We start from the raw sequence: 26,355 nt of genomic DNA, 5'->3' as shown, positions 1-26,355 counted from the left end.
GGCCGCGATCTCCGCGGGCGGCGCGGCGGAGCCCGAAAGCCCAGCGCCCACGGGCCGGCGGCACGCCACCGAGATTGTCTGCATGTTTCATACTCTTGACGCTGCCGTGTCGACTGTTGTTTGCTACGCAAGACCTGTCAGGGTGGATTCACAGGAAGAAAGGAGCGGTGGCGACGTGTGCGCTTGTTAGCGCTCACATATCGGTGAACTGTGCATCGTCTGAGGATGGACGCCGCATCCCTCCGCAGAGGTCGTCGATGAGGAGCTGCCTGGTGAGAAGGCTCTTCTGTCTCCCGGGTTCCTGATCAGACCGATATGCGCCACACAGATGTCATGGCGGCCCTCGCCGGTTTTCGGTGGTGCCACTCCGGTCACCGGCTGGGCCGCTCCATCTCCCTGAACGGCACGCCGGACGCACCGGCCCTGTTCGCCTGCCCTGTTCTCCTGCCCTGAGCCGGTCCTGAGCGACCTCATCGTCCTACCCGAGCGCAGAGGAAGTCGCACGATGTCAAAGCACAGATCGATCTTCGCGGCCATCGTGGCCGCCGCCGGGCTGGTGCTGGCCACCGGGTTACTCGCGCCGCCGGCCGGCGCCGCCGCGACGGCGGGGTGCGGCAAGGCGCCGACGCTCCGCAGCGGTACCCACACCATCACGAGCGGCGGCAAGAGCCGGCAGTTCATCCTGCGGGTGCCGGACGGCTACGACAGCAACCGGCAGTACCGGCTGATCTTCGCCTTCCACTGGCGGGGCGGCACCATGAACGACGTCGCCTCCGGCGGCACGAGCGGGACCGCGTGGTCCTACTACGGACAGCAGGAGCAGTCGAACAACAGCGCGATCCTGGTCGCGCCGCAGGGCCTCGGCAACGGCTGGGCCAACTCCGGCGGCGAGGACGTGCGCTTCGTCGACGACATGATCACGCGCATCGAGGGCGACCTCTGCGTGGACACCACCCAGCGCTTCGCCACCGGGTTCAGCTACGGCGGCGGCATGAGCTACGCCCTGGCCTGCACGCGGGCCACGGTCTTCCGGGCGGTCGCCGTCTTCGCCGGCGCCCAGCTCAGCGGGTGTGAGGGCGGCACGCAGCCCATCGCGTACATGGGCCTGCACGGGATCACCGACAACGTCCTCAACATCTCCCAGGGACGGTCGCTGCGCGACCGGTTCGTCCGCAACAACGGATGCACCGCGCAGAACCCGCCCGAGCCCGCCTCCGGCAGCCGCACCCACACCCTCACGTCCTACTCCGGCTGCCGCGCCGGTTACCCGGTCGTGTGGGCCGCCTTCGACAACGGGCACATGCCCGGCCCGGTCGACGGGACCTACGCGGAGAGCGGTATCACGACCTGGACCAAGGGCGAGGTGTGGAAGTTCTTCTCCCAGTTCGGCAGCGGCCCCAACCCCTCGCCGTCGCCCACTCCCACGCCCACGACCTCTCCCGGCACCACGGCTCCCCTCCGCGGGGTCGGCTCGGGCCGCTGCCTGGACGTCAGCGGGGCCTCCCAGGCCAACGGCGCGACCATCCAGCTCTGGGACTGCAACGGGCAGGCCAACCAGCAGTGGACCGCCACCGCCGCCGGTGAGCTGCGGGTCTACGGCGGCAAGTGCCTCGATGTGAACGGCGCGGGCACGGCCGACGGCACCGCGGTGATCATCTGGGACTGCAACGGCCAGAACAACCAGAAGTGGCGGCTCAACTCCGACGGCAGCATCACCGCCCTCGGGGCGAACAAGTGCCTCGACGTGTCCAACTACGGCACCGCCAACGGCTCCAGGGTCCACATCTGGGCCTGCCACGGCGGCACCAACCAGCGCTGGACGCGCGCCTGAGAAAGCGGCCTCCCGCCGAACACACCCCCCATCAAGGAAAGATCCCATGCTCCCACGCTCCTTAGCCGCCCTGAGAAGGGTGCTGTCCACCGCGACGACGGCGCTCGGGCTGACCGTCGCGGTCACCGTCGCGGCGCCGGTCTCCCCGGCCGCCGCGGCGACCACGACCCTGTACGTCTCGGCCACCGGTTCGGGCACCGCGTGCACCTCGGCGCAGCCGTGCTCGATCTCGGCGGCCCAGACGGCGGTGCGATCGCAGAACGCCGCCATGTCCGGCGACATCGTGGTCGAACTGGCCGCGGGCACCTACCGGCTGACCGCGCCGCTCCGGCTGACGGCCGCCGACTCGGGCAACAACGGATACACCGTGCGCTGGCAGGCCGCCGCCGGCGCCCGGCCGGTGATCACCGGCGCCCGCGCCGTCACCGGCTGGACGCTCGCCGACTCCGGCAGGAACATCTGGCGCGCCAACGTGGGCACCGGCGTCGACACCCGCCAGCTCTACGTCAACGGCGCCGCCGCGACCAGGGCGCGCACCCAGGTGAACCGGGCCGACTTCACCGCGAGCAGCACCGGCATGCGGTTCACCAACAGCGCCCTGAACTACCTCAACAACCTGGCCAACCAGAGCCGGGTCGAGATGGAGAGCGTCGGGTCGTTCACCGACCGGTACTCCCCGGTGCAGAGCATCAGCGGCGGCCAGATCACGATGCAGCAGCCGGCCTGGAACAACAACAACTTCGGCTACGACACCTTCACCCAGCCCCACCGGGCCGGGCCGCTCTACCTGGCCAACGCCTACGAGTTCCTCGACGCCGCGGGCGAGTGGTACCTGAACACCGGCACCGGGGTCCTCTACTACATCCCGGCCTCCGGCCAGAACATGAGCAGCGTCAGCGTCGAGATGCCGGTGCTGCAGTCGCTGGTGTCGGTGGGCGGCACCCTGTCCGCGCCCGCCCACCACATCGCGTTCTCCGGCATCACCTTCACCGGCACGACGTGGCTCGGGCCGAGCAGCAACCAGGGCTTCGTCGACCAGCAGACCGGTTCCTACATCTACGGCAACTGGAACTGGCCCGGCTTCTCGACCTGCCACAACGGCTGCACGCAGTTCGAGGCGGCCCGTCCGAACTGGAACCAGATGCCCGCCGCCGTGCAGATCTCGGCGGCCGACAACATCACCTTCGGCGACTCCCAGTTCGTCAACCTCGGGCAGACCGCCATCGGGATCGGCAACGACGCCAACGCCAACACCAGCGGCGTCGGCCTGGCCGCCAGCAACATCACGATCACCCGGTCGGAGATCGCCCGCAGCTCGGCCGGCGGCGTCGTGGTCGGCGGGGTCAGGGCCGACGCCCACCACCCCAGCGACCAGCGCATGGTCAACCGCAACATCACGATCAGCAACAACCGCATCCACGACCTGGGCCTGGACTACCGGGGCATCGTGTCGGTGCTGACCACCTACGTCAGCGACGCGACGGTGTCGTACAACGAGGTCTACAACATGCCCTACACCGGCATGTCGATCGGCTACGGCTGGGGCGCCAACGACACCGGCGGCAACACCCAGTACGCCAACCGGGGCCTGTACAACTACCAGCCCCGCTACACGACCCCGACGACCGCCTCGAACAACCGGCTCATCGGCAACTACGTCCACGACGTGATGCAGCAGATGAACGACGGCGGCTGCATCTACACCCTGTCGTGGAACCCGGGCGCGGTCATCAGCGACAACTACTGCCTGCGCACCAACGGGCACTTCGGCGTCTACTTCGACGAGGGGTCCAAGTACTACACGGTCAGGAACAACGTCTTCTCCTCCATCGGGGTGTGGGCCACCGCCAACTACTGGGGTGGAGAGAACATGGGCAACTGGACGGTCACCGGGAACTGGACCAGCAGCAGTTCCACCAACGTGACCAACGGTGACCGGGGCAACGTCGTCAACAACAACGTCGTGGTCTCCAACGGCGCCTGGCCCTCGGGCGCGCAGGCCGTCATGAACGCCGCGGGGCCGCAGGGCGGCACCACCAATCCGCAGACCGTGGAGCTCGTCGGCGTCCAATCGAACCGGTGCGTCGACGTCCAGAACAACAGCAACGCCAACGGATCTCCGACGCACATCTGGGACTGCTCCGGGGTGTCCACCCAGCGGTGGTCGCGGACGTCGTCCGGCCAGTTCACGGTGTTCGGGAACAAGTGCCTGGACGCCTCGGGCCAGGGGACCGCCAACGGGACCCCGGTGGTGATCTGGGACTGCAACGGCGGCGCCAACCAGCGGTGGACCGTCAACGCCAACGGCACCATCTCCGGCGTCCAGTCGGGACTGTGCCTGGACGTGTCCGGCAACGCCACGGCCAACGGCAGCCGCCTGGCGCTGTGGACCTGCCACGCCGGCGCCAACCAGCGCTGGACCCTGCGGGGGTAGCCAGGACCGGGGGGGCCGGACTCGGCGCCCGGCCCCCCTCTGGCCTGGGATGTGCGGCCTCATAGTGAGGTCGATCAGTCGTACTCTTGGGGGTGTGGCAGAGCAGACGAGCGGCGTGGAGCGGGCGACGGGTCCTTATCGGCCCGGATACGAGGTGGCGGCGGAACAGGTACTGGAGCTGATCAGCCGGCTGCGGCTGCGGCCGGGTGACCGCATGCCCACGGAGATAGACCTGGCGCAGCGGCTGGGCACCAGCCGCACGGTGGTCCGTGAGGCGGTGAAGATCCTGTCCGCCCTGGGCCGGGTGCGGGCGCACAAGGGCCGGGGCCTCTATGTGGCCGACGACGAGGGCATGCTCGGCACCGGCCGGTGGGCGCCGTTCTTCCTCCCTGCCGACCTCGACCACGTCTACATGTTGTTCGAATTCCGGCGTACCCAGGAGATGGAGACCAGCCGCCTTGCCGCCCACCGGGCCACGCCCGCGGAGCTGCACGAGATCGAGAAGGCCGCGGGTCTCTGTCGGCATGGGTTCGACACGGGGCGCGAGGCCACGTTCAACGAGGGCGACGACGCCTTCCACACCGCCATCGCGACCGCCTCGCACAACATGTTCCTTCAGGTGGCGGTCAGAGAGGCTCGACGGCTCCAGGCGCAGTCGAGCCTGATCGGCATGAGCGGCTCGATCGGCGGCCACGCGGCCAAGGCGGTCGAGGAGCACGAGGCGATCTTCCAGGCGATTCGCGTCGGCGACGCCGAGACCGCGGCGAAGGCGGCGGCCGCCCACATCGACAACACGCTGGAGGACTACCGCAAGGAGATTCAGCAACGCATCTTCTCGGCGACCGAATAAGTATTGACGTAAGACGTCATACGAATTACGTTCCGGTTCACATGAGCGGCCGGGCCGACCGGCCGCCGCCGGGAGAGTGAACAGCGATGAAGCGAACCCTTTGGCCGGGCGTCGTGGTCCTAGCGCTGACTGTGGCCGCATGCGGCAGTGCGACGCGTCCCGCGTCGACGCCGACCGGATCGGCCGCAGCGGCCCCCGCGAGCAAGCTCGTGGTCTGGGACTGGAAGTCCGGTGAGCCGTACGCCAAGACATACATCGAGAAGGCGAAGGCCGACTTCGCCAAGAAACATCCGAACGTCACCGTCGAGTTCGTGCCGCAGCCGTTCGAGCAGTACTACACCCTGCTCGGCGCGGCGATGCAGACCAAGACCGGGCCCGACGTCATGCTCTTCAACGGCGGCGGCCAGATCCGCGACCGCGCCGACTCGCTCCTGCCCCTCGACGAGTACGTCGCCGAAGACAAGTCGCGCCTGGCCGGCTGGGAGGCCTTCGCCAAGGACGGCAAGACCTACGGCGCCCCGGTGACCCTCCAGGGCCACCCGATCTACTACAACAAGGCCCTCTACGAGAAGGCCGGCATCACCGCCCCCGCCACGACGTGGGACGAGTTCCTCGCCAACTGCGACAAGCTCAAGAAGGCGACCGGCGCCGCCTGCTTCGCCCTCGGCAACAAGGAGGGCATCGGGCCGCAGTTCTGGCTTTCGGGTATGGGCTCGGGCGTCCTGACGCCGGCCGAGTACGACGACTGGATCGCCGGCAAGCGCGACTGGAAGTCCCCCCACGTCAAGAAGATCTTCGAGATGTTCAAGGAGACCGGGGACAAGAAGCTCAACAACGAGGGCGCCAACTCCACGGCGATGTTCACCGACATCTTCTCGGTGTTCAACACCGGCAAGGCCGCCCACATCATCGGCCTGATGTCCGACATCGGTCACTGGAAGGACTTCGGCGAGTTCATCGGCCCCGACAAGGTCGGCATCATGCTCGCCCCGGTCGTCACCGATGGGGCCACGCCGAGCCTGCCCTACGACGGCGGCATCGGCTACGCGGTCGCCAAGTGGACCAAGGACCCCAAGGCCGCCGCTGATCTGGTCCGGTCGCTGACCACCACCGACGCCCTGTCGTCCTTCTCCGCCGAGGCGGGCGCGATCGCCTCCGACACCACCATCTCCGCGCCGCAGGACGCCCCCGTCGTCGGCGAGATCGTGGCGCAGCTGAAGGCGGGCAAGCCGGCGCTGCACGTCGCGATGGACTCCAAGACCATCGACCTGATGGGCCGGTTGTCGCAGAAGCTGCTGAGCGGCTCGGCGACCGTCGACGAGGCGGTGGAGGAACTGGCCGCCTCCGACCAGGAGAACTGAGCCGGTGTCGACGAGGAACACCTCACCGACGGTCCGCCCGGAAATATCCGGGCGGGCCGCCGCGGGAGGCACGAAGGAGCGGTCCCGCCACGGCGCGGCCCGCCGCAGAGGGCGTTCCGAACGCTTCGCGCCGTACGTGCTGATCGCCCCGGCGGTCCTGATCATCGTGGCGCTGCGGCTCTACCCGCTGGCGCTGGGCGTCAACTTCTCCTTCACCGGAGACGGCGACGCCAACGGCACGGCGGTCGGCTTCGCCAACTACCTGGAGCTGCTGGACGACCCGCTGTTCCAGACCGCGCTGGGCAACGTGGGGCTGCTGGTGCTGCTCCTGCCGGTCGCGGTCGCGATCCCGGGGCTGCTGGCGACGTTCATCTTCCTGAAGGTGCCGGGCCACCGGTTCTTCCGCAGCGTGTACTTCTTCCCCGCAGTGCTGTCGCCGGTGATCGTCGGGGCCATCTTCAACCTCATGCTCGCCTTCGACGGGCCGCTGAACGAGTTCCTCGGCGTGATCGGCCTGGGGCCGGTCGACTGGCTGGGCGACCCGGGCGTGGCGAAGTTCGCCGTCGTCGGGGTGCAGATCTGGGCCACGTTCGGCATGGCCCTGGTGGTCTTCCTGGCCGGCTTCGCCACCCTCGATGCCTCGCTGCTCGACGCCGCCCGGGTCGACGGCGCGTCGCTGCGCCAGAGCATCTGGCACGTGATCATCCCGAGCCTGAGCCAGACGATCCAGTTCGTCTTCGTCACGACGATGATCGGCATGCTGACCTCGATGTTCGGCCTGCTCTACGTGATGACCAGCGGCGGGCCCGAGGGGTCGACCTACCTGCCGGAGTACTACATCTGGATTCAGCAGGGGCAGATGAACCGGCCCGCGCTCGCCTCGGCGGCCTCCACGGTCCTGTTCCTCATCATGCTCGTGGTGGGCCTGCTGCAGATCAGCGTGCTGCGCCGCGCGGGACGGGAGGACTGATGCGGCGCGTCGCCAAGTGGGTGGTCGCCGTTCCGATGGCGATCCTGGCCCTGGCCACGATCTATCCCCTCATCTTCACCGCCAACGTGGCGATGAAGACCCGGCGCGAGTACGTGCTCGACCGCTTCTCGCTGACCGACACGCTCCACTGGGACAACATCGCGGCGGCGTGGAACAGCGTCGGCATGGCGCGCTACTTCGCCAACTCGCTCCTCGTGGTGGGGACGTCGGTGTTCCTGCTGCTGTGGCTGGGCTCGATGGCGGGCTTCGCGCTCAGCAGGCTGCCGTTCCGCGGGTCGAAGGCCCTGTTCATCGGCTGCCTGGCCGCGCTGTTCATCCCGTTCCAGGTGATCATGGTGCCGCTCTCGCGGGTCATGGCCGACACCGGCCTCATCGACACCTATCCGGGGCTGGTCCTCGCGTACGTGGCGCAGTTCCTCCCGTTCACCGTGTTCCTGATGACCAGCTACTACCGATCGGTCCCCAGGGAGATCGTGGACGCTGCCCGCATCGACGGCAACACCGTCTACGGCGTCTACCGCCGGATCATGGTGCCCATCGGCCGGCCGGCGTTGCTGTCGGTCGGCATCCTGGACGCCCTGTTCTGCTGGAACGACGTGCTCATCGCGCTGCTGATGATGCCGTCGGCCGACCACCGGACACTCATGGTCGGGGTCACCTCCCTGCGCGGTCAGTACACCGACAACATTCCCACCTTCGCGTCCGGGGTCCTGATCGCCGCCGTACCCGTACTTCTCGTCTACCTGTTCCTCCAGCGTCAGATCGCCGACGGTGTGACCGCCGGTTCCACGAAGGGCTGACATGCGCATCTCGGGGTATCGCGCGTTGACCACCGTCCATGATTGGGGGCGTCCCGTCGGGGACGCCAACGGTCTCTACGCCGACGGGGTCGTCAAGGTCCCGCTCGTCGTCGTCGAGACCGACGAGGGCATCACGGGCGTGGGCATGGGCCCGCACGTGGAGATCGACTCGATCTTCACCGCGCTGGAGGGGGAGGATCCGCGTGGCGTGACGGCGCTCTACGACCGCATGCTGCGCCACACCTTCAAAGCCGGTCACGCCGGGACCGTCTTCGGCACCATCGGGGCGCTCGACACCGCCCTGTGGGACATCAAGGCCAAGGCGGCCGGCGAACCGCTCTGGCGGCTGCTCGGCGGGCGCGACCGGCGCGTGCCCGCCTACGCCTCCGGCCTGGACATCGGCGTGGACGACGCCGGGCTCGTCAGCCTGTACAAGGAGTACGCCGCACGCGGCCTGCGCGCCGCCAAGCTCAAGGGCGGCCTGGACGTCGACCGCGACCGCGAGCGCCTGACCCTCGTCCGCGACGTGCTCGCCGACGCCGGGAACGGCGCCCGGCCGGGCCTGATGCTCGACGCCAACGAGGCCTGGTCGCGCAAGCAAGCGGTCCGCCACGTGGCCGAACTGGAACGGACCCTCGATCTGACCTGGATCGAGGAGCCCGTCCGGCGCTGGGACGCCGACGGCCTCGCGGCGGTCGGCCGGGGCGTGCGCGCCGCCGTCGCCACGGGGGAGAACCTCACGGGGCTGGAGCAGTTCCGGCCGCTGATCGCGGCCGGGGCCGTCGACGTCGTCCAGACGGCGGCGGTCTGGGGGGTCACCCACTTCCTGCGCGTGGCGGCGCTGGCGCACGCCTACGACCTGCCCGTCAGCCCGATCGGCACCACCCCGTTCGGCCTGCTGCACGCCGCCACGGCGGTGCCGAACCACCTGGCCACCGAGTTGCAGGACCTCCGCCCGCCCACCGGGTTCGTCCTCGACGTGTCCGTCGAGGACGGCGCGTTCATCCTCGGCGACACGCCGGGGGCGGGCCTGACGCTCGACGAGGACGCGATCAAGGCGATCACCGGCGGCCCGGTCACCCGCGCCTACGACAGCCCGGCCGTCCGTCCCGGGCAGGCCGGTCTGCGGCTGCTGGCTCCCCGCGTGCACTGACGTCCGCGCGTCCGCGCCGGAAGAAAGGATCTGCCGTGTCTCTCTCACCCGTGGTCGTCACCGTCGCCCCCACCGGCGCCGGGAACGCCGACGACGCCGGGCCCGGCAGGCGGAACCGCCCGCTCGCGACACTGGGGGAGGCGCGGCGGCGGGTGCGCGCCGCCCTCGCCCAGGGCCATCTCGACGTGACCGTGGAACTGCTCGACGGCGTCCACCGGCTGACCGAGCCCCTCCGGCTGGACGCGGCCGACTCCGGCCGCGACGGCCACCCCGTGACCTGGACGGCGGCGCGCGGCGCCGAACCCGTGATCAGCGGCGCCGTCTCCGTCACCGGGTGGCGGCCCGACGACCCGGCGACCGGCGTCTTCCGGGCCCGCGTGGACGCCGGTCTCGACACCCGCCAGCTCTACGTCGAGGGCGCGCTCGCCCGGCGGGCCCGGATCGCGCTGCCGCGCGAGCACGTCACGCTGACCGCCACCGGCTTCACCCTCGACGACCCCGCGCTGGCGTGGCTCGCCGACCTGCCCGATCAGGGGCGCGTCGAGTTCCAGGCGACGTCGGCGTTCACCAACCGGTTCGCCCCGGTCGAGCGCATCACCGCGACCGCCGTCGTCATGCGGCAGCCGGCGTGGGACAACAACACCTACGGCTACGACACCCTCCAGGCGCCGATGCGCACCCCGGAGTACTTCCTGGTCAACTCCCGGAGCTTCCTCGACGAACCCGGCGAGTGGTACCTGGATCCCACCTCGGGCACGCTCTACTACCGGCCGCTCCCGGGGCAGGACCTGACCACGGCGCGGGTCGAACTGCCGCGCCTGGAGTCGCTGCTGGAGGTCGGCGGCACGTACGACGAACCCGCCCGCCACCTGCGGTTCGAGAACCTGACCTTCACCGGCACCACGTGGCTGCGCCCGTCGTCCTCCGACGGGTACGCCAACCAGCAGACCGGCGCCTACATCGCCGGCCCGCAGCCGCACCGCCCGGCCGACGCGTTCGCCTCGTGCGCGGTCGGCTGCGCCGGGTTCGAGGCCTCCCGCGACGGCTGGTTCCAGGTGCCCGGAGCCGTCCAGGTGTCGGCGGCGGAGGACGTCGCGTTCGCCGGATGCGCGTTCGTCAACCTCGGCTCGGTCGCCCTCGGCATCGGCAACGACGCGAACGCGCACGCCACCGGCGTCGGGCTGGGCGCGCGCCGGATCACCGTCAGCGGCGGCACCTTCACCGCCAACGCCGGAGGCGGCATCACGGTCGGCGGCGTGCGCCCGGACGCGCACCACCCCGCCGACCCCCGCATGGTCAACAGCGACATCGTGATCAGCGACAACCGCGTCTTCGCCACGGCGGTCGACTACCTCGACCACGCCGGCGTCTTCGCCAGCTACGTCACCCGGCTGACCATCGCGCACAACCACGTCGCCGACCTGCCCTACTCGGGCATCGCCCTCGGCTACGGCTGGGGCGCCAACGACCCGGGCGGCAGCCCCGACTACCTCGCCCGGGGCCTGTACGACCACCGCCCCGTCTACGACACCCCGACGACGATGAGCGACGTCCACGTCGTCGGCAACCACGTGCGCGACGTGGTGCGGGCGATGTCCGGCGGGGGCGCCCTCTACACCCTCTCCTCGATCCCGGGCGGCGTCATCGAGGAGAACTACTGTGAGAACAGCGGCCAGTACGGCATCTACTTCGACGAGGCCTCCCGCCACCTGACCGTGCGCCGCAACGTCTTCGTGAACACCGCAGGCCCGTGGGCGCACGCCAACATCGCCAACGGAAACCGCACCGGCGACCTGACCCTGACCGGCAACCACGTCACGAACCCGGCCGTCACCGGCATCGCCGACGGCCTGCGGGGCGACGTCCTGCGCGACAACGTGACCGTCACTCCCGAGACCCTCCCCGTGGAGGCCACCCGGGTGATCTACGACGCCGGCCCCACCGGAGACCACCGCGGCGCGCCAGACCCGGGGCGGCCCCCTTTCGGCGTGACCCTGACGGCCGACCAGCCCGTGCTCGACGCGGGCGAGACGGCGGTCGTCACGGTGACCGTGCGGAACCTCAGTGATCGCCGGGCGTCGGCGGTGACGGTCGCGCTGGTCGTCCCCGACGGCTGGCAGGCCGAACGCTCCGGCCGTCCGGCCAGGTGCGGGCTCGACTCAGGGGCGTCCGGCACGGAGACCTGGAAGGTGACCGCGCCCGCGTCGGTCCGGGTCCCGGTGGGCACGGCCGTCGTGAGGGCGGTCGTGTCGGGCTGGGCCGACCTGGCCGGGGCGGAGGCGATCCGGTCGCTCACGCTGACCGCGCTGAACCCGCTCACGTCGCTGAAGTCGCAGGGCTCGGTGTCCAGCCGGTTCGCCGAGGCCGGTTCCCGGTACGCCATCCTGATCGCCGGCGCCGGACCGCACGGCGACGACGCGTCCGGCGAGTACGGCGTCGTCTACCGCGACGGCGTGGCCGGGCCCTCGGCGGTCATCACCGCCCGGGTCACTCACCTCGACGCCACCGACCCCCGGGCCGAGGCCGGCGTCGTGCTCCGCGACGACCTCTCGGGCTGCTCACGCGGTCACGCGGCCATGGTCGCCACGCCCGGCGAGGGCGTGGCCTTCCGCTGGGACGCCGACGGCGACGGCCGGCTCGACTCGGCCGGGTCGGTCCCGGACATCGGGGCGCCGGTCTGGGTGCGGCTGGTGCGCTCGGGCGGCCAGGTCAGCGGCTACTACTCCCGCAGCGGCACCACATGGATCAAGGTCGGGCCGACCGCCGACCTGGCGGGCGTCGCCCACCGGCAGGACGCCGGCCTCATGGCCGCATCCCGCGCGGGCTGGTTCGGATTCAGCGACTTCAGTGTGAGGCAGGCATGAGCAACTCCGTCGTCGACGCCCATCACCATCTGTGGGACCTGTCCCGCCGTCCGCAGGACTGGCTGACCTCCCCCGAGATGAAGATCCTTTATCGCGACTTCTCCCCGGCCGACTACGACGCCACCGCCGCCGAGGCGGGCGTCGACCGGTCGGTGCTGGTGCAGGTCCTGGCCGACGCCGACGAGACGCGCGAGTTCCTCGCCACCGCCGCCGGGTCGACGACCATCGCCGCCGTGGTCGGGTGGGCCGACCTGACCCGGCCCGACCTCCCGGAGGAGCTCGCCGCGCTGGCCGCCTCTCCCGGCGGCGAGACGCTGCGCGGCATCCGCCACCTCGTCCAGGCCGAACCCGACCCGGCCTGGCTCTCCCGCGACGACGTGCGCGCGGGCCTGCGGCACGTGGCCTCGGCCGGGCTCATCTACGACCTGCTGGTGGCGCCGCACCAGCTGCCGGCCGCGATCGAGACCGTGCGCGCCCTGCCCGACCTCGGCTTCGTCCTCGACCACCTGGCCAAACCGGCCATCGCCGCCGGGGAGCTGCGGTCGTGGGAGGCGCTGCTGCGGCAGCTGGCCGCCGAGCCCAACGTGACCGCCAAGCTCTCGGGCCTCATCACCGAGGCCGACCGGGAGCGGTGGGACGCCGAGAGCCTGCGACCCTATGTGGAGGTCGCCGTCGACGCGTTCGGCCCCGACCGGCTGATGTTCGGCTCCGACTGGCCCGTCTGCCTGCTCGCGGGGTCGCTGCCCCGGTGGACCGACACCGTCCGGACCCTGCTGGCCGGGCTGTCGGAGGCGGAACGGCACGCGGTTTTCAGCGGGACGGCCGAGCGGGTGTACCGCCTGTCCACCACGTGATTCGTATGACGTCTAGACTCGTCGCACACGTGCGGTGGGGGTCAGCTGGAGGGGACATGGCGGCATCACGGAGGGCGTCCGCGGGCACCGGACCGTCTCCGGACTGGACGAAGCGCCCGGCCAACCTCGCCCAGGCGCTCACGGGGGAGCTCGTCGACCGCATCGTCCGTGGCGTGCACGCCCCCGGAACCCCGCTGCCGCCCGAACCGGCGCTGTGCGAGTCCTTCTCCGTCAGCCGGACCGTGGTCCGGGAGGCGGTCAAGGTCCTGCAGGAGAAGGGGCTGGTCCAGGTCCGCCAGGGCAGCGGCACGATCGTCACGCCGCCCACCGAGTGGAACATGCTCGACGAACTCGTCCTGGGCGCGACCATCGCCCAGGACGACGGCATCACCGTCCTCGACGACCTGGTCGTCACCCGGCGCCTGCTCGAGTCGGACATGGCCCACGTGGCCGCCCGCGTCGCCGACGGCGAGATCGTCGAACGCCTGCGCGTCCTCGTCGATCGCATGGACGAACTGGTCGGAGACCCGGTCGCCTACGCCGACTACGACCGCGCCTTCCACGACACGATCATGCGGGCGTCCGGCAACCGGATCGCGCGGGCGGTCGTGCGGCAGCTGGAGAGCCAGGTGATCAACACCTCGCGCTACACGGGCCGCACCGAACGCGCGCTGTGCGTGGCCTCCAACCTGGGCCACCGGCGCATCTACGAGCGCGTCGCCCTCGCCGATCCCGAAGGCGCCTCCGAGGCGATGTTCACCCACATCACCGAGGCCTGGCTGGTCCGCCGGGGCGGTCCGGGCGAGCCGGTGCGCCTGCGGCGTTGACGCGGGGCGGCCTCACGACCTCGGGGTCACGACCTCGTGGCGACCGAATCGCGGTGCATGACCGGCATGGCCACCCGGTGGACCTCGCCCGGCTTGGCCTCCTCGCCCATCTGGGCGAACAGCACCTCCACCGCCTTGCGGCCCAGCTCGTAGTAGGGCAGCGCGACCGTCGTCAGCTTGGGCCTTATCCACGACGCTATCGGGTGGTCGTCGAAGGAGACCACCGACACGTCGCCCGGCACGTCGAGCCCGACGTCGCCGAGCGCCTGGTAGGCGCCCAGGGCCACCCGGTCGTTCAGGCAGATCAGCGCCTTGGGGCGGTGCTTCTTCAGCAGGTCGGCGGTGGCCGCGAAGCCGAGTTCGGGCAGCCAGTCGACGCACATCCGGCCGCCGGCGATCTTCACACCCGCCTCGCCGAGGACCTCGCGGATGCCCACCAGGCGTTCCACCGCCGCGACGCTCTGCGGGGGGACGTTGCGCAGGGCGGGGCCCGCGCCGATCGTGTAGATGCCGTCGCGGTGGCCGGCGTCGAGGAGCACGCGCGCGGCCGCGCGGCCGGCCTCGACCTCGTCGGGGACGATCGACGGCAGGTCTGAAGGGGTCTTGGGCAGGGCGTTGAGCAGCACGGCGGGGCCGCCGACGTCTTTGGGGACCTTGATCGTGCGGGTGTACATGGCGGCCAGGATCAGGCCGTCGACCTGGCGGTCGTGCATGGCGTGGAGCAGGCCGCGCTCCAGCTCGGGGTCGCCCTCGGTCTCGCCGATGAACAGCATCACGCCGCGTTCGCGGGCGGCTTCGAGGGCGCCTTTGATCATGTCTCCGGCGAGGCGGGATGTCGCGACGGTGTCGGAGACGAAGCCGATCGTCCGGCTCGTGCCGGTGCGCAGTCCGACCGAGACGGCGTTCGGGCGGTAGCCCAACTCGTCTGCGGCACGCAGTACCCTCTGCTCGACGTCGTGGGATATGCGCAGCTCACGAGCCCTGCCCGTCATCACGAGCGAGGCGGTGGTGCGGGAGACTCCGGCCGCCTGGGCCAAGTCGGCCAAGGTGACCCGACGTCGACTCACGGGGGAGACCTCCACATTCCAACAGCATTACGGAGCCTTGACAGCGTCGGATACGCACGGTGAGACTATCGCATCGCTAATCCGATTTAGCAAAGGGAGACGCACCATGTCTCATCGAGTTCACTCCCGCCGGAGCCGCGTGGCGATGGTGGTCATCCTGGGGGGAAGCCTGGCCGCCGCCTGCGCGGCGCCGGGCAGCGGAAACGCCCAGCCCACGGCCGCCGCGTCGTCGGCCCCGGCGCTGTCGTCCGCGCCGACCTGCGGCACCGAGCCCGTCACGATGAAGGGCTACTTCGAGACCGGGTTCCCGATCGCGAAGGCGCTCACCGACGAGTTCACCAAGCAGCACCCGAACGTCACCTTCGACATCCGCGAAGACCAGTTCGCGGTGATCACCCAGAACGCCCCGCGCGTGCTGGCCGACGACCCGCCGGACCTCATGCGCCTCCCGCAGGTCTCCGAGCTGGTCAAGAACAACCTGCTGAAGAACCTCGACGAGTACGCCAAGGTCTTCGGCTGGGACAAGTGGCCGCCCTCCCAGCTCCAGCAGATGCGCATGGCCCCCGGCGGCGCGGTGCGCGGCGAGGGCTCCCTCTACGCCATGGGCCTCAACTTCTCGATGACCGGCGTCTTCTACAACAAGAAGCTCGCCGCCCAGATCGGCATGACCACGCCCCCGGCGACCCTCGCCGACCTCGACGCGGCCATGGCCAAGGCGAAGGAGGCGGGCCTGGCCCCGATCGCCCAGTTCAACGGCGGCGCGACCGGCGGCCTGGCCTTCCCGCTCCAGGACCTGATGGCCTCCTACGGCCCGGCCGCCCCCATCAACGACTGGATCTTCCAGAAGCCCGGCGCGACCATCGACACGCCGACCAACCTCCAGGCCACCCAGCACCTGGAGAAGTGGATCAAGGCGGGCTACTTCTGGAAGGACGTCAACGCCGTCGACTACGCGACGATGATGAGCCGCTTCATGAAGGGCGACGGCCTGTTCATGTTCAACGGCGACTGGGAGTCGGGCAACCTCGACAAGCAGATGCCCGGCGACGTGGGCTTCTTCCTGATGCCCCCGGTCCAGGCCGGCGGCAAGCAGGCGGCCATGTCGGCCCCGCTGACCTTCGGCGTCGGCGCGAACGCCAAGAACGCCGACTGCGCCGCCACGTTCCTCGACTGGGTCGCCACCGACACCCAGGCGCGCACGATCGGCGTCCAGATCGGCGGCTCCCACCCGATGGGCCCGGCCGACGCGCCGATGCCGCCGATCGCACCGGGCACCGTCACCGAGAGCACCCTGGCGGCGGGCGCGAAGATCGCCGAGGACAACGGATCGATGGACTTCATCGCCAACGCCACCGGCGCGATCTACGCCAAGAGCTGGACGCCCAACCTGCAGAAGCTGGTCGGCGGGGAGCAGACCCCGGAGGGCCTGCTCAAGAGCGTGCAGGCCGACTACGTGTCCCAGGTCAAGGGAGGCTGACGTGAAGGCGGCCGTGAAACGGCGAAGCGGGTCGAGGTGGGCCGGCTGGTTGTTCGTGCTGCCCGCGGCCGCGTTCTACGTCGTGTTCGTGATCCAGCCGCTGGCCATGACGGTGCAGTACTCCCTCTACTCGTGGGACGGCATCGGCGTGGCCACCTGGAACGGCGTCCAGAACTACCTGCGGGTCTTCACCGACCCCGACCTGTTCGCCGCGATCCTCAACGCGATCAAGCTGATCGCCTTCTTCAGCGCGGTCCCGGTCGTGCTCGGGCTGGCCATCGCGGCGACGATCCGGCGCATCGCCGCCAGCCGTCTCGCGCTGGTGGCCCGCACGGTCATCTTCCTGCCGCAGGTGATCCCGCTGGTCGCGGCCGGGATCACCTGGAGCTGGCTGCTGTCGTCGACCGGGCTGGTGAACCAGCTCCTGTCGTACATAGGACTGGAGGGGATCACCCGCGCCTGGCTGGGCGACTTCTCGACGGCGCTGCCGGCGGTCGGGGTGATCGGCGCCTGGGTGCTCCTGGGCCTGTGCACGCTCCTGCTGCTGGCCGGGATGAGCAAGATCGATCCGGCTCTGTACGAGGCCGCCCGCCTCGACGGAGCGGGCCCGCTGCGTGAGTTCGTCTCGATCACCCTGCCCAGCCTCCGGCAGGAGATCGGGGTCTGCGTCACCGTCACCGTCGTGGCCGCGCTGGCCAGCTTCGACATCGTCTACATCTCCACCCAGGGCGGGCCCGGCAACGCCAGCATGGTGCCCGGCCTGGAGATCTACTACTTGGCCTTCTCCGAACGCGAGGTCGGCCTCGCCTCGGCCCTCGCGGTGGTGCTCACCGTGCTGGTGATCGCGTGCGCGCTGCCGATCCAGTGGCTCACCAGGGACCGCTCATCATGAAAACCGCTCGTCGTGAGGCCTGGACGGGCCGGGTGCTGCTGATCGTGCTGATGGCGGCCACCCTCATGCCGTTCCTCAGCCTCTTCGTCACCGCGCTCCACCCGTCGGGCAGCTACCCGCTCGGCCTGGAGTGGCCCGACGACCCGCAGTGGGGCAACTTCGCCACCGCGTTCACCGCCGCCCGGATGACCGAGCTGCTGAAGTCGAGCGTGCTGATCGTGCTCGGGGTCGTGCCGATCTCGCTGGTCGTGGCCACCATGGCCGGGTTCGCCATCGGGCACCTGCGCATCCCGGGCCGGCGGATCGTCTTCGTGGCGTTCCTGCTCGGCCTGACCCTGCCGTTCGAGGGCATCATCACGCCGCTCTACTACCTGGTGCGCGACATGGGCGTGCTGAACACCCGGTGGGCGATCATCCTGCCGCTGATCGGGCTGTTCATGCCGTTCTCGGTGTTCTGGATGCGGGCCCACTTCGTGAACATGCCCGAGGAGCTGTCGGAGAGCGCCCGCATCGACGGCGCGAGCACCTGGCAGCTGTTCTGGAAGGTGCACGTGCCGCTGGCCGCCCCGGCGACCTCGTCGCTGGCGATCCTGCTGTTCCTGTGGACGTGGAACCAGTTCCTGCTGGCCATCGTGCTGGTCGACGACCCGTTGCAGCGCACGATGTCGGGCGCCCTCGGGGCGTTCCAGGGACAGTGGGGCACCGACATCCCGCTGCTCTGCGCGGGCTCGCTGCTCATCCTGACGCCGACGCTCCTCGTCTTTCTGATCTTCCAGCGCCGTTTCGTGACGGCCCTGCTCCAGGGCTCGTTGAAGGGATGAACGTGACGACGACCCGGTGGACCCGTCACCACCTCGACCTGATCACCGAAGACCCGGCGACGACCGCGCCGCTGATCCTCGGCCCCGTCGAACCGGCGCTGCCGGGCTTCGATCTGTGGGACATGTGGCCGATCCAGGAAGAGGACGGCGCCACCGCCCTCTTCGACGGCCGCGAACTCTGGATGGGCCTGACCGCCCCCGCGCTCGGCCACCCGGAGGAGCGCCACGACGTCGCCCGCATCCGCCTGCTCGCCCTCGACGACGGCAAGTGGATCGACCTCGGCGACGTCTTCCCCGACGGCGCCTCCCCCGGGAGCCGTGAGTGGTCGGGCACCGCGATCCGGCGGGCCGACGGCACGATCTCGGTCTTCTACACGGCGGCCGGCTTCCGCGGCGAGGAGCGTCCCACCTTCGCGCAGCGGGTGTTCGAGGCCCGCGACGGCGTCCACCGTGAGATCACGCGGCCGGACGAGCGGTACTTCCTGCCCGCGAACGACGTCGAGGGCGGGCCGGGGAAGATCAAGGGCTGGCGCGACCCGGCCTGGTTCCGGGGCCGTCTGCTGATCGCCGCCTCGGTCCCGTGGGGTGACCGCCACATGGGGGCGATCGCCCTCACCGACTCGGGGTCGGGGAACCGGCCTCTCCTCGTCGCCGACGGGATCAACCGCGAGATCGAACGCCCTCACGTGGTGGTCCACGGCGGCCTGCACTACCTGTTCTTCTGCACCCACCGGCAGTCGTTCGAACCGGCGGACGCCGCCCCGACCGGCCTCTACGGCTTCGTCGGGGCGGCGCTGGAGGGACCCTACGAGCCCCTGAACGGCTCCGGCCTGGTCATCGGGAACCCGCAGACCCAGCCCGACCAGGCCTACGCCTGGATGGTGCTCGACGACCTGCGGGTGGTCAGCTTCCTCGACTACCGGGGCCCGGCCGACCGGGCCCACTTCGGCGGGACGGTGGCCCCCCTGGTCAGACTGCACCTGGACGGCCACCGCACCCGGCTCGAACCCTGTTGAACCTCTGGAGCTGAGCGTCAGGTCCGGGGGGTTCCTCCGTAACCGACGATCAGCGCGTCGGCGTCGCGGAGCAGGGTGGTGCGGACGATCTCGTCGGCCTCGACGCGGTGGTCCTTCACCCCGCTCTTGAACTTCTCGATCACCTTGATGATCTTCTTGTCGTCCTTCTGCTCGGCGATGGCCGCGATGACGCGGTCGAGCTCCTTGTGGAGGCGGACCGCGCTGCTGGCGTTGGTCTTGTCCTCGGCCGCGAAGCGGTCGATGAGCGCCGAGACGTCCTCGACCGAGGTGGTGACGGTGAACCGGACGGTCCGCACCGTCTGGTTCCCGGCGTGGTCGACGGCCGTGACGACCAGCTCGTGCTCGCCCAGGGCCAGCGTGTAGAGCGTGATCGCGCCGGGCTGGACCGGCTGCCCGTCGAGGGTCGCGGTGGTCGTGGCGACGCCCGACTCGCTGTCCTCGGCGGTCCAGCCGAGGGTGAGGTCGCCGCTGTCGCCGTACTCGCCGCCGTCGGTCACACCGGTGATCTCGACCGACGGGGCGGTCTCGTCCTCGGCCTGGCTCTCGAAGGCCCACGAGTCGACCTCGAACAGGTCGGCGTTGGCGGGTCCGGCGTAGGTGAAGTAGACGTCGTGCACGCCGGTGAGGCCGTCGACCTCGGCGGTCAGCTCCGTCCAGGCGTTGAGCGGGGCGTCGACGGGGATCGTCGCGACCACCGGCGCGGTGCGGTTGTCGAGGCGGACGTCGATCCGGCCGCCGGCGACGAGGGGGCGCACCTTCGTGGTGAGCGCGGTGGCACCCTTCTCACCGAAGTCGACCGAGGCGAGCGAGGTCCAGTCGCCGTTGTCGACGTCGTGCAGCACGAGGTTGGGCGCCTGGGCGCCGAACTCCGCCGAGGAGCCCTCGACCTTCTTGGTGGCGATGCCCTGCTGCCACGCGATGGTCTCGGCCTCGATCACCCGGTAGGGGGCCAGGTCGCGGATCTTCTCGACGCCGTCGTAGGTGCCGAGCACCTCCTTGATCGAGCCGTCCTGGTTGAACTCGAGCTTGGCGATGTGCGGGCTGCGGAAGCCCTGGGTGGCGCCGCCGGTGATCCGCCGGTTCAGCGTCTGGGCGTGGTAGGTGAAGTAGTACTCTCCGCCGAGCTGGAACACCGACTGGTGGTTGTTGCCGCCGGCCCCGAAGAAGTTGCCGGGGTTACGGAAGATCACACCCTTGTACTTGTCGGCGGTCCAGGGGCCCATCGGGTGGTCGGCGACCATGTAGGCGATCGCCCCGGTCGGGGGACCGGCGGGGTCGATCGGACCGCCGAAGCCGAAGTTCGAGGAGTACGAGTAGTAGTACTTGCCCTCGCGCTTGAAGACGTGGCCCGCCTCGAACATGAGCGGCCCGTCGATGACCTCGGCCGAACCGACGGTGCTCGTCATGTCGTCGCCGAGCTTGATGACCCGGGTGGACTTGGGGTGGTTGGTGTTCTCGTAGCTGTCGGAGTTGTCGTCGCCGCCGCCACCGAAGTAGAGGTAGGCCTGGCCGTCGTCGTCGATGAAGACACCCGGGTCGAAGAGCCAGTTGATCCCGTTCGACGCGCCCGGCGTCGCGCCGGTGATCAGCAGGCTGCCGCGCTCGTCCCGCCACGGGCCGACCGGCGAGTCGCCGACGATGACGCCGGTGGCGGCGCCGTTGTTGGCGAAGTAGAGGAAGAACTTCTCGACGCCGTCGACGACCTTGCTCTCCATCGCCGGGGCCCAGGAGTTGCCGGCGTACTTGGCGACGCCGTTCGGCCCGGCCACCGGGATCTCGCCGTGGTCGACCCAGTTGACCAGGTCGTCGGAGGAGATGACGGTGATGGTGTTGATGCCGCCGTAGGTGTTGGTCGGGGAGATCCCGTTCGGGCCCGGGTTGTACACCTGCGTGTCGTTGGTCATGTAGAGGTACACGCGGCCGTCGTGGACGAAGGCGTTGCCGTCGGCCCCGAACTTGTGCGAGATGAGCGGGTTGCCCTCACCGGGGTTCTTGCCGAGCACCTCGATCGTGGTCGACGGGGTGAACTCCCGGAGGGTCACGTCGTCGACCTTGAAGTCCATCAGATGCGTGTCGGGCGCCGACGAGGGCGTCTGCGTCCACGGGGTCTCGACGAAGATCCGCGCGGTGGCCACGCTCTGCGCGGCCGGAATGGTGAACGTGCCCTGGATCAGGCCCCACTGTCCGCGCGGGGTGGTCACGGTGCCGAGGTTGGTGTACGTCCCCCCGCCGTAGTGCATGGTGATGAAGAACTGCTTGGTGGCCGGGCTGTTCGGGTTCTCGTATTTCACCCGGGCCGTCACCGAGTAGGTCTTCCCCGCCTGCACCTTGCCCGACAGATCCTGCATAGGACCTGAGCCGGTCGTCATCCGCTGGCTGACCGCGACGGCGGCCGAGCCGGAGTAGGCGTCGGTCGTCGGGGTCAGCGTGGCCGTGTCGGCCGCGTTCCCGTTGTTCGGGAACCAGCCGGTGAGGCCCGACTCGAAGCCGCCGTTCACGATGATGTCCGGGCCGGCCGCCTGGACCGGCGCCGCCGTGACGGTCGCCACCGCGCCCAGCATCGCTCCGGCGGTCACGATCGCGGCGAAGCGCGAGCGTAATTTCACGAGATGCTCTCCTTGTTCCTCGGGGTGCCGCCCCACTGGACGATCAGGGCGTCGGCGTCGCGGAGCAGGGTGGTGCGGACGATCTCGTCGGCCTCGACGCGGTGGTCCTGCACCCCGCTCTTGAACTTCTCGATCACCTTGACGATCTTCTTGGGGTCCTTGTCCTTCTCGATGGCCGCGACGACGCGGTCGAGCTCCTTGTGCAGGCGTACGGCGCTGCCGGCGTTGGTCTTGCCCTCGGCCGCGAACCGGTCGATGAGCGCCGAGACGTCCTCGACCGAGGTGGAGACGGTGAACCGGACGGTCTCCACCGTCTGGTTCCCGGCGTGGTCGACGGCGGTGACGACGAGTACGTGCTCGCCGAGGGTCAGTTCGTAGAGGGTGAGCGTGCCGGGCTGGACCGGCTGCCCGTCGAGGGTCGCGGTGGTGGCGGCGACTCCGGACCCCGCGTCGGTGGCCTCCCAGCCGATGCGCAGATCCCGGCTGTCGCCGCTGTCCGCCACACCCGAGACCTCGACGACCGGGCCGGTCACGTCCTCGATCTCCAGCGTGCCGAGCCGGGCCAGCTGGTAGCTGAGGGCCCGCTCCGGCGCGTCGATCTGGTTCTGGGTGCCGAACGCGCCGGCCCGGGCCACCTTCGCCGCCGTGAGCGCCTTCTGCGCGTCGGCCCAGGCGCCGGCCGGGTAGGAGTGCTCGTTCAGCGTCCCGGCGTGCGCGATGGCCGCGTCGAGGCGGGTGGTGTCGAGGGGGAGGTTCTGCGCGGTCAGGGTGTCGCTGAGCAGGTAGTGGTCGAAGTCGACCCGCCCGCCCTTCTCCTGCGTGGCGTAGTTGAACAGGGCGACCCGGTGGCCCATGAAGTGGGCGAGGCTGCCGTCGAGCGTCTGCGGGCCGACGCGGTTGCCCAGCCGGGTCCAGGTCAGGCCGTCGAGGCTGTAGTAGAAGGTCGTCCAGAGCTGCCCGACCGGCGCGGCGAAGTCGAGGTCGGCCTTGACCGACACCTCGGTGGCGTCACCGAGCGGCACGGTGGTGCCCGGGACGAAGGCCTCCAGGGCGGCCTGGTCGAGGTCGACCCCGAACGGCTGCGGCCGGTTCACCACGCCCAGCGTGTTCACGCCGCCGGAGCGCTTGACCGCCACGTAGGAGAAGCCGCGGTTGAAGGCGGCCAGGCCCGCGACGTCGCCGTTCTTCATGCCCGAGACGTCCATGCGGGTCTCCGCCGACTGGCGCGGCCCGAACGTGCGCTGGGTCAGGGTGTTGCGCGCCTCCTCCAGCCACGCCAGTTCGGCCCGGTTGGAGAGCTTGGTGTAGACGTACTGGCCGGTCACCGGCTTGCCCGTGGTCAGCCGCAGCCAGCCGTCCCGGTCGGTGAGCGACCAGTTGCGGTTGTCGGGGGCGTGGTTCCACTCCCAGGCGACGTCGAGCCGCGATCCGTTGGGGGCGATCTCCGCCTCGGTCGGGTACTCCGCCGTCGGCGGGAGCCCGACGACCGAGACGTCGTCGATCAGGTATTCCACGCTGGACGACGGCGGCTGCGGGTTGGCCCACGGCGTTTCCACCGCGAACTTGAAGTTGTTCAGGTTCGCCGTCGTCGGCACGGTGAAGCGCCCGGAGACCGTCGTCCACTGGCCGCTCGGCACGTTCCCGAACGTCATGACCTGGACGCCGCTGCCCCAGTCGGCCACGAGGTTGAACCGCACGCTGCTCGGGCCGGAGGTGTACTTGATCTTCGCCGACACGGTGTAGGTCACGCCGTGCTGCATCCTGCCGTTGAGGAACTGGTTGGGGCCCGAGCCGTTGAGCGTCCGGCCGCCGACCTTCAGCGCCGCCGAACCCGCGGCGGGGTCACCGGTGTCCCGGCTCAGGGTCGCGCCGAACTGCGCCGCCCACGGCGCGGTCGCCTCGGCCTCGAACCCGGGGTTCTGCAGGAGCTCGACGCCGATCAGCGACTCGTCGACGTCGGGCGGCTCCGGGATCGTCCAGTTCTCGTCCGTGTACGCCCGCTCGGGGGCGTCGTTGGCGAAGTCGTCGGAGGCGACGATGCTCTTCTGCCGCTCGAAGGTCTCCTGCGCCGGGTCGAGCGCGATCGGCTTCTGGAACGCCCCGTCCACCTGCACGACGCCGTTGTCGCCGAAGGTCGGCCAGCCGTCCTGCCAGGTCGCGGGGATCAGCGCCGGGATGCGGCCGACGGGGAAGGTGTCGCGGAAGAACATGCCCCACCAGTCGGTGCGGCCGCCTTCCCGGGAGATGGGCACCAGGCTGCCCTGGGCGAAGCCGTTGGAGTTGAGCACCCCGCGCGCCTCGTAGGTGTTGACGCCCCCGGCGGAGGTGTAGCGGCCGAGCAGGTCCTTGGAGCGGAACATGACGACCTGGCGGCCCTGCCCGGACGGCCAGGTGATGATGACCGCGTAGTACCAGCCGTCGATGTGGTAGAACTGCGCGCCCTCGAACAGGCCGCCGATGAAGGGCCGGCCCGCGTAGTCGTTCGCGGTGAAGATGTTCGGGTAGTCCTGCGCGATGGCCGTCAGGTCGGTGTTGAGGCGCACGGCGCTCGTCCCGCCCGAGCCGTAGAAGATGTAGGCGGTGCCGTCGACGTCGAAGAACAGCGAGGGGTCGTGCAGGCCCCGGCCGAGGGCGGTGCGCTCCCACTTCCCGTCGTCGATGTCGTCGGTCCGGTAGAGGTAGGCGCCGCCGAGGTTGTTGGTGTTGAAGGCGACGTAGAACATGCCGTCGTGGTAGCGCAGCGACGACGCCCACTGGCCCTGTCCGTAGGAGTTCTGCCCGTTGCGCAGGGAGAAGGCGTCCCCGATGCTCGCCCGGTCGAAGACGTAGTTGACGATCTCCCAGTTCACCAGGTCGTACGACTTCATGATCGGCGCACCCGGGCTCATGTGCATCGTGGTGCTGATCATGTAATAGAGGTCGCGGCCCTCGTCGTTCTCGGCGGCCGGCACGCGTTCCACGCTGATGTCGGGCACGTCGGAGCGCAGGAGCGGGACGGTGTAGGTGCCGTCGCCCTTGTCGGTGGAGGTGTACGACGAGGCGGGCGACCAGGCGTCGGCGGTCGCGCTCGTGGTCACCAGGCCGGCGCAGGCGAGCACGGCGACGAGCGCCACCGCGATTCTCGAGGCGGCGGGGAAACGTAAGCGGAGGCGGGGGGACACGGGCATTGCGAACTCCAGACACGGAGGTAGAGCGGGCGCCCGTCGGTTACCGACGGAAAGGTTACGAAGGTGTTATCGCTAACATTTCGGGGAGAGGGGACGTTTGTTCATTCGCGTACGGGCATGCGTCATCCACCTTTGCCGATGGTCGGCGGTGATGCTCCTGTTGGGATCGGCGCACGTACATGAAGTGTTATCGCTAACAAATCGGGGCGGATGTACGCGCGTGGATTCGGTCAGGACACGAAAGCACCCTTCGTATGGACGGGAGGCGGGGAATGCCTCAACCGGGCATGCGGTCAAGAAGGTGGCAGTTATTTTCGGGTTATTTTCTGAACCTTTCGTCTGAAACTGTAAAGTGACCGGACACTTCAGACAAGAGTCTCCGAGCAAGATCCCGTAACAACCGCGAAACCTGACGCTCCCGTGAACGGCCTCGCCGCCGCGGTGGCACCCGCGGCGGCGAGGAGTCGGCGGTTCCCGATCAGACGGGGACGAGGGTCCACTGGTTGTTGGTGTTGGTGTTCGGCGCCCACATGCAGACGGTGGAGCCGGAGGTGGCGTTGCCCATGCCGTCCAGGGCGGTGCCGGTGCCGCGGTTGATGATCTGGTAGCGGCCGTTGCCGGTGGCGGCCAGCCGCCACTGCTGGTTGTTGCCGCCGTTCCAGGCCGACTGGCGGGCGTTGGCGCCGTTGGCGGTGTTGCCCCAGCTGTCGACGACCATCCCGTTGGTGCGGTTGACGATCCGGTACCAGCCGCTGCCCAGGTCGACCAGCTGCCACTGCAGGTTGGTGGAGCTGCCGGAGGTCCACTGCTTGACCACCGAGCCGGAGGCGACGCTGCCGCCGCTGTCGAGCGCCAGCCCGGTGGTGCCGTTGACGATCCGGACCCAGGAGGTCGGCTGCTGGGGGGTGCCGGTGCCGGTCAGGCGGTAGGTGCGCCCGGCCTGGCCGGTGAAGGACACCACGTCGGACTCGGGTTTGGTGAACGTCACCGCCGTGCCGTTGTCGGTGACGTCGACGGTGCCGGTGAAGACGGCGTTGCGGACCCGGACGGCGCCGTCCCGGTCGAACCTGATCAGGATCTCGGTGGCCCGGCCGGAGCTCCAGGTGGCGCCGAGGGTGTAGCCGCCGCGCCCGCGCAGCCCGGCGACCTTGCCGCTGGGCCAGGCCGAGGGCAGCGCCGGGAGGACGTGGAGTTCCCCGGTGTGGCTGTGCAGGAGCATTTCGGCGATGCCGGAGGTGGCGCCGAAGTTGCCGTCGATCTGGAAGGGCGGGTGCAGGTCGAACATGTTGGGCGCCAGCCGGGAGGTGGTGACCAGCAGGCGCA

Annotated in this window: 18 protein-coding genes; 14 read left to right on the top strand and 4 right to left on the bottom strand. The window is 69.9% G+C overall.

Translation table 11 applies throughout. From position 1 onward, the window contains the following. The first annotated feature begins 505 nt into the window (after positions 1–505). From FDA94_RS07495 to FDA94_RS07445, 10 genes are all read left to right on the top strand, one after another. Positions 506–1,831, top strand: a complete 1,326-nt coding sequence (locus FDA94_RS07495) for a lectin (RefSeq protein ID WP_137246313.1) — start codon at positions 506–508, stop codon at positions 1,829–1,831. A 46-nt stretch (positions 1,832–1,877) separates the two neighbouring features. Beyond that, a complete protein-coding gene (locus tag FDA94_RS41015) occupies positions 1,878–4,265 on the top strand; it encodes an RICIN domain-containing protein (RefSeq protein ID WP_137246312.1) in 2,388 nt (795 codons plus the stop codon). Between the two features lie 94 nt (positions 4,266–4,359). Further along, a complete protein-coding gene (locus FDA94_RS07485) occupies positions 4,360–5,115 on the top strand; it encodes a FadR/GntR family transcriptional regulator (RefSeq protein ID WP_212735223.1) in 756 nt (251 codons plus the stop codon). 86 nt (positions 5,116–5,201) lie between these two features. Beyond that, positions 5,202–6,476 carry an ABC transporter substrate-binding protein gene (locus FDA94_RS07480; RefSeq protein WP_137246310.1) on the top strand — a complete coding sequence of 425 codons (1,275 nt, stop codon included), beginning with the start codon at positions 5,202–5,204 and terminating at the stop codon, positions 6,474–6,476. Between the two features lie 4 nt (positions 6,477–6,480). After that, complete coding sequence (locus FDA94_RS07475) at positions 6,481–7,446, top strand: carbohydrate ABC transporter permease (protein ID WP_212735222.1); 966 nt, start codon at positions 6,481–6,483, stop codon at positions 7,444–7,446. Next, positions 7,446–8,267 carry a carbohydrate ABC transporter permease gene (locus FDA94_RS07470; protein ID WP_137246309.1) on the top strand — a complete coding sequence of 274 codons (822 nt, stop codon included), beginning with the start codon at positions 7,446–7,448 and terminating at the stop codon, positions 8,265–8,267. Before FDA94_RS07475 ends, FDA94_RS07470 begins: the two co-directional genes overlap by 1 nt. A 1-nt stretch (position 8,268) precedes the next feature. Beyond that, positions 8,269–9,420: a mandelate racemase/muconate lactonizing enzyme family protein gene (locus FDA94_RS07465; RefSeq protein WP_137246308.1), complete on the top strand. Its 1,152-nt coding sequence runs from the start codon at positions 8,269–8,271 to the stop codon at positions 9,418–9,420. 35 nt (positions 9,421–9,455) lie between these two features. Then, positions 9,456–12,284, top strand: a complete 2,829-nt coding sequence (locus tag FDA94_RS39035; RefSeq protein WP_170990823.1) for a right-handed parallel beta-helix repeat-containing protein — start codon at positions 9,456–9,458, stop codon at positions 12,282–12,284. Next, a complete protein-coding gene (locus tag FDA94_RS07450; RefSeq protein ID WP_137246307.1) occupies positions 12,281–13,138 on the top strand; it encodes an amidohydrolase family protein in 858 nt (285 codons plus the stop codon). The genes FDA94_RS39035 and FDA94_RS07450 overlap by 4 nt, the downstream gene beginning before the upstream one ends. Positions 13,139–13,194: 56 nt before the next feature. After that, positions 13,195–13,965 (top strand): FadR/GntR family transcriptional regulator, encoded by a 771-nt coding sequence (locus FDA94_RS07445; RefSeq protein ID WP_137246306.1) that lies wholly within the window; start codon positions 13,195–13,197, stop codon positions 13,963–13,965. A 26-nt stretch (positions 13,966–13,991) separates the two neighbouring features. Here FDA94_RS07445 and FDA94_RS07440 read toward each other — a convergent pair whose 3' ends face one another. After that, on the bottom strand, positions 13,992–15,032 hold the full coding sequence (locus FDA94_RS07440; RefSeq protein ID WP_137246305.1) for a LacI family DNA-binding transcriptional regulator: 1,041 nt from the start codon (positions 15,030–15,032) through the stop codon (positions 13,992–13,994). Positions 15,033–15,138: 106 nt separating this feature from the next. On the opposite strand from FDA94_RS07440, the gene FDA94_RS07435 reads away from it, so the two are divergent. From FDA94_RS07435 to FDA94_RS07420, 4 genes are read left to right on the top strand one after another with little or no spacing between them, the layout of a single operon-like run. Then, positions 15,139–16,509, top strand: coding sequence for an ABC transporter substrate-binding protein (locus FDA94_RS07435; protein ID WP_137246304.1), 1,371 nt, complete (start codon positions 15,139–15,141; stop codon positions 16,507–16,509). A gap of 1 nt (position 16,510) precedes the next feature. Beyond that, positions 16,511–17,401 carry a carbohydrate ABC transporter permease gene (locus FDA94_RS07430; protein ID WP_212735221.1) on the top strand — a complete coding sequence of 297 codons (891 nt, stop codon included), beginning with the start codon at positions 16,511–16,513 and terminating at the stop codon, positions 17,399–17,401. Continuing rightward, the gene (locus FDA94_RS07425; protein WP_137246303.1) at positions 17,398–18,222 is read left to right on the top strand and encodes a carbohydrate ABC transporter permease; all 825 of its coding nucleotides are present in this window, start codon (positions 17,398–17,400) and stop codon (positions 18,220–18,222) included. Before FDA94_RS07430 ends, FDA94_RS07425 begins: the two co-directional genes overlap by 4 nt. A 2-nt stretch (positions 18,223–18,224) precedes the next feature. Continuing rightward, a complete protein-coding gene (locus FDA94_RS07420; protein WP_212735220.1) occupies positions 18,225–19,238 on the top strand; it encodes a glycoside hydrolase family 68 protein in 1,014 nt (337 codons plus the stop codon). A gap of 17 nt (positions 19,239–19,255) precedes the next feature. Here the strand turns inward: FDA94_RS07420 and FDA94_RS07415 are convergent, their stop codons facing one another. The 3 genes from FDA94_RS07415 to FDA94_RS07405 all read right to left on the bottom strand — a co-directional run. Next, a complete protein-coding gene (locus tag FDA94_RS07415; protein ID WP_212735219.1) occupies positions 19,256–21,865 on the bottom strand; it encodes a family 43 glycosylhydrolase in 2,610 nt (869 codons plus the stop codon). Continuing rightward, entirely contained in the window at positions 21,862–25,032 is a 3,171-nt protein-coding gene (locus FDA94_RS07410) for a family 43 glycosylhydrolase (RefSeq protein WP_212735218.1), read from the bottom strand. The genes FDA94_RS07415 and FDA94_RS07410 overlap by 4 nt, the downstream gene beginning before the upstream one ends. Before the next feature lie 478 nt (positions 25,033–25,510). Next, positions 25,511–26,355: RICIN domain-containing protein (locus FDA94_RS07405; protein ID WP_137246301.1), on the bottom strand; the 845-nt coding region annotated here is incomplete at its 5' end.

The organism is Herbidospora galbida (assembly GCF_005233835.1).
Classification (GTDB): Bacteria; Actinomycetota; Actinomycetes; order Streptosporangiales; family Streptosporangiaceae; genus Herbidospora; species Herbidospora galbida.
Note: the sequence above shows the minus strand (reverse complement) of the source record. Positions and strands in the feature narration are given on the sequence as shown.

What these genes read in the sequence shown, in the direction of transcription:
- FDA94_RS07435 (WP_137246304.1), top strand. Translation starts at nt 15,139, where the DNA reads ATGTCTCATCGAGTTCACTCCCGCCGGAGCCGCGTGGCGATGGTGGTC.
- FDA94_RS07495 (WP_137246313.1), top strand. Translation starts at nt 506, where the DNA reads ATGTCAAAGCACAGATCGATCTTCGCGGCCATCGTGGCCGCCGCCGGG.
- FDA94_RS07445 (WP_137246306.1), top strand. Translation starts at nt 13,195, where the DNA reads ATGGCGGCATCACGGAGGGCGTCCGCGGGCACCGGACCGTCTCCGGAC.
- FDA94_RS07480 (WP_137246310.1), top strand. Translation starts at nt 5,202, where the DNA reads ATGAAGCGAACCCTTTGGCCGGGCGTCGTGGTCCTAGCGCTGACTGTG.
- FDA94_RS07410 (WP_212735218.1), bottom strand. Translation starts at nt 25,032, where the DNA reads ATGCCCGTGTCCCCCCGCCTCCGCTTACGTTTCCCCGCCGCCTCGAGA.
- FDA94_RS07425 (WP_137246303.1), top strand. Translation starts at nt 17,398, where the DNA reads ATGAAAACCGCTCGTCGTGAGGCCTGGACGGGCCGGGTGCTGCTGATC.
- FDA94_RS07470 (WP_137246309.1), top strand. Translation starts at nt 7,446, where the DNA reads ATGCGGCGCGTCGCCAAGTGGGTGGTCGCCGTTCCGATGGCGATCCTG.
- FDA94_RS07450 (WP_137246307.1), top strand. Translation starts at nt 12,281, where the DNA reads ATGAGCAACTCCGTCGTCGACGCCCATCACCATCTGTGGGACCTGTCC.
- FDA94_RS07465 (WP_137246308.1), top strand. Translation starts at nt 8,269, where the DNA reads ATGCGCATCTCGGGGTATCGCGCGTTGACCACCGTCCATGATTGGGGG.
- FDA94_RS41015 (WP_137246312.1), top strand. Translation starts at nt 1,878, where the DNA reads ATGCTCCCACGCTCCTTAGCCGCCCTGAGAAGGGTGCTGTCCACCGCG.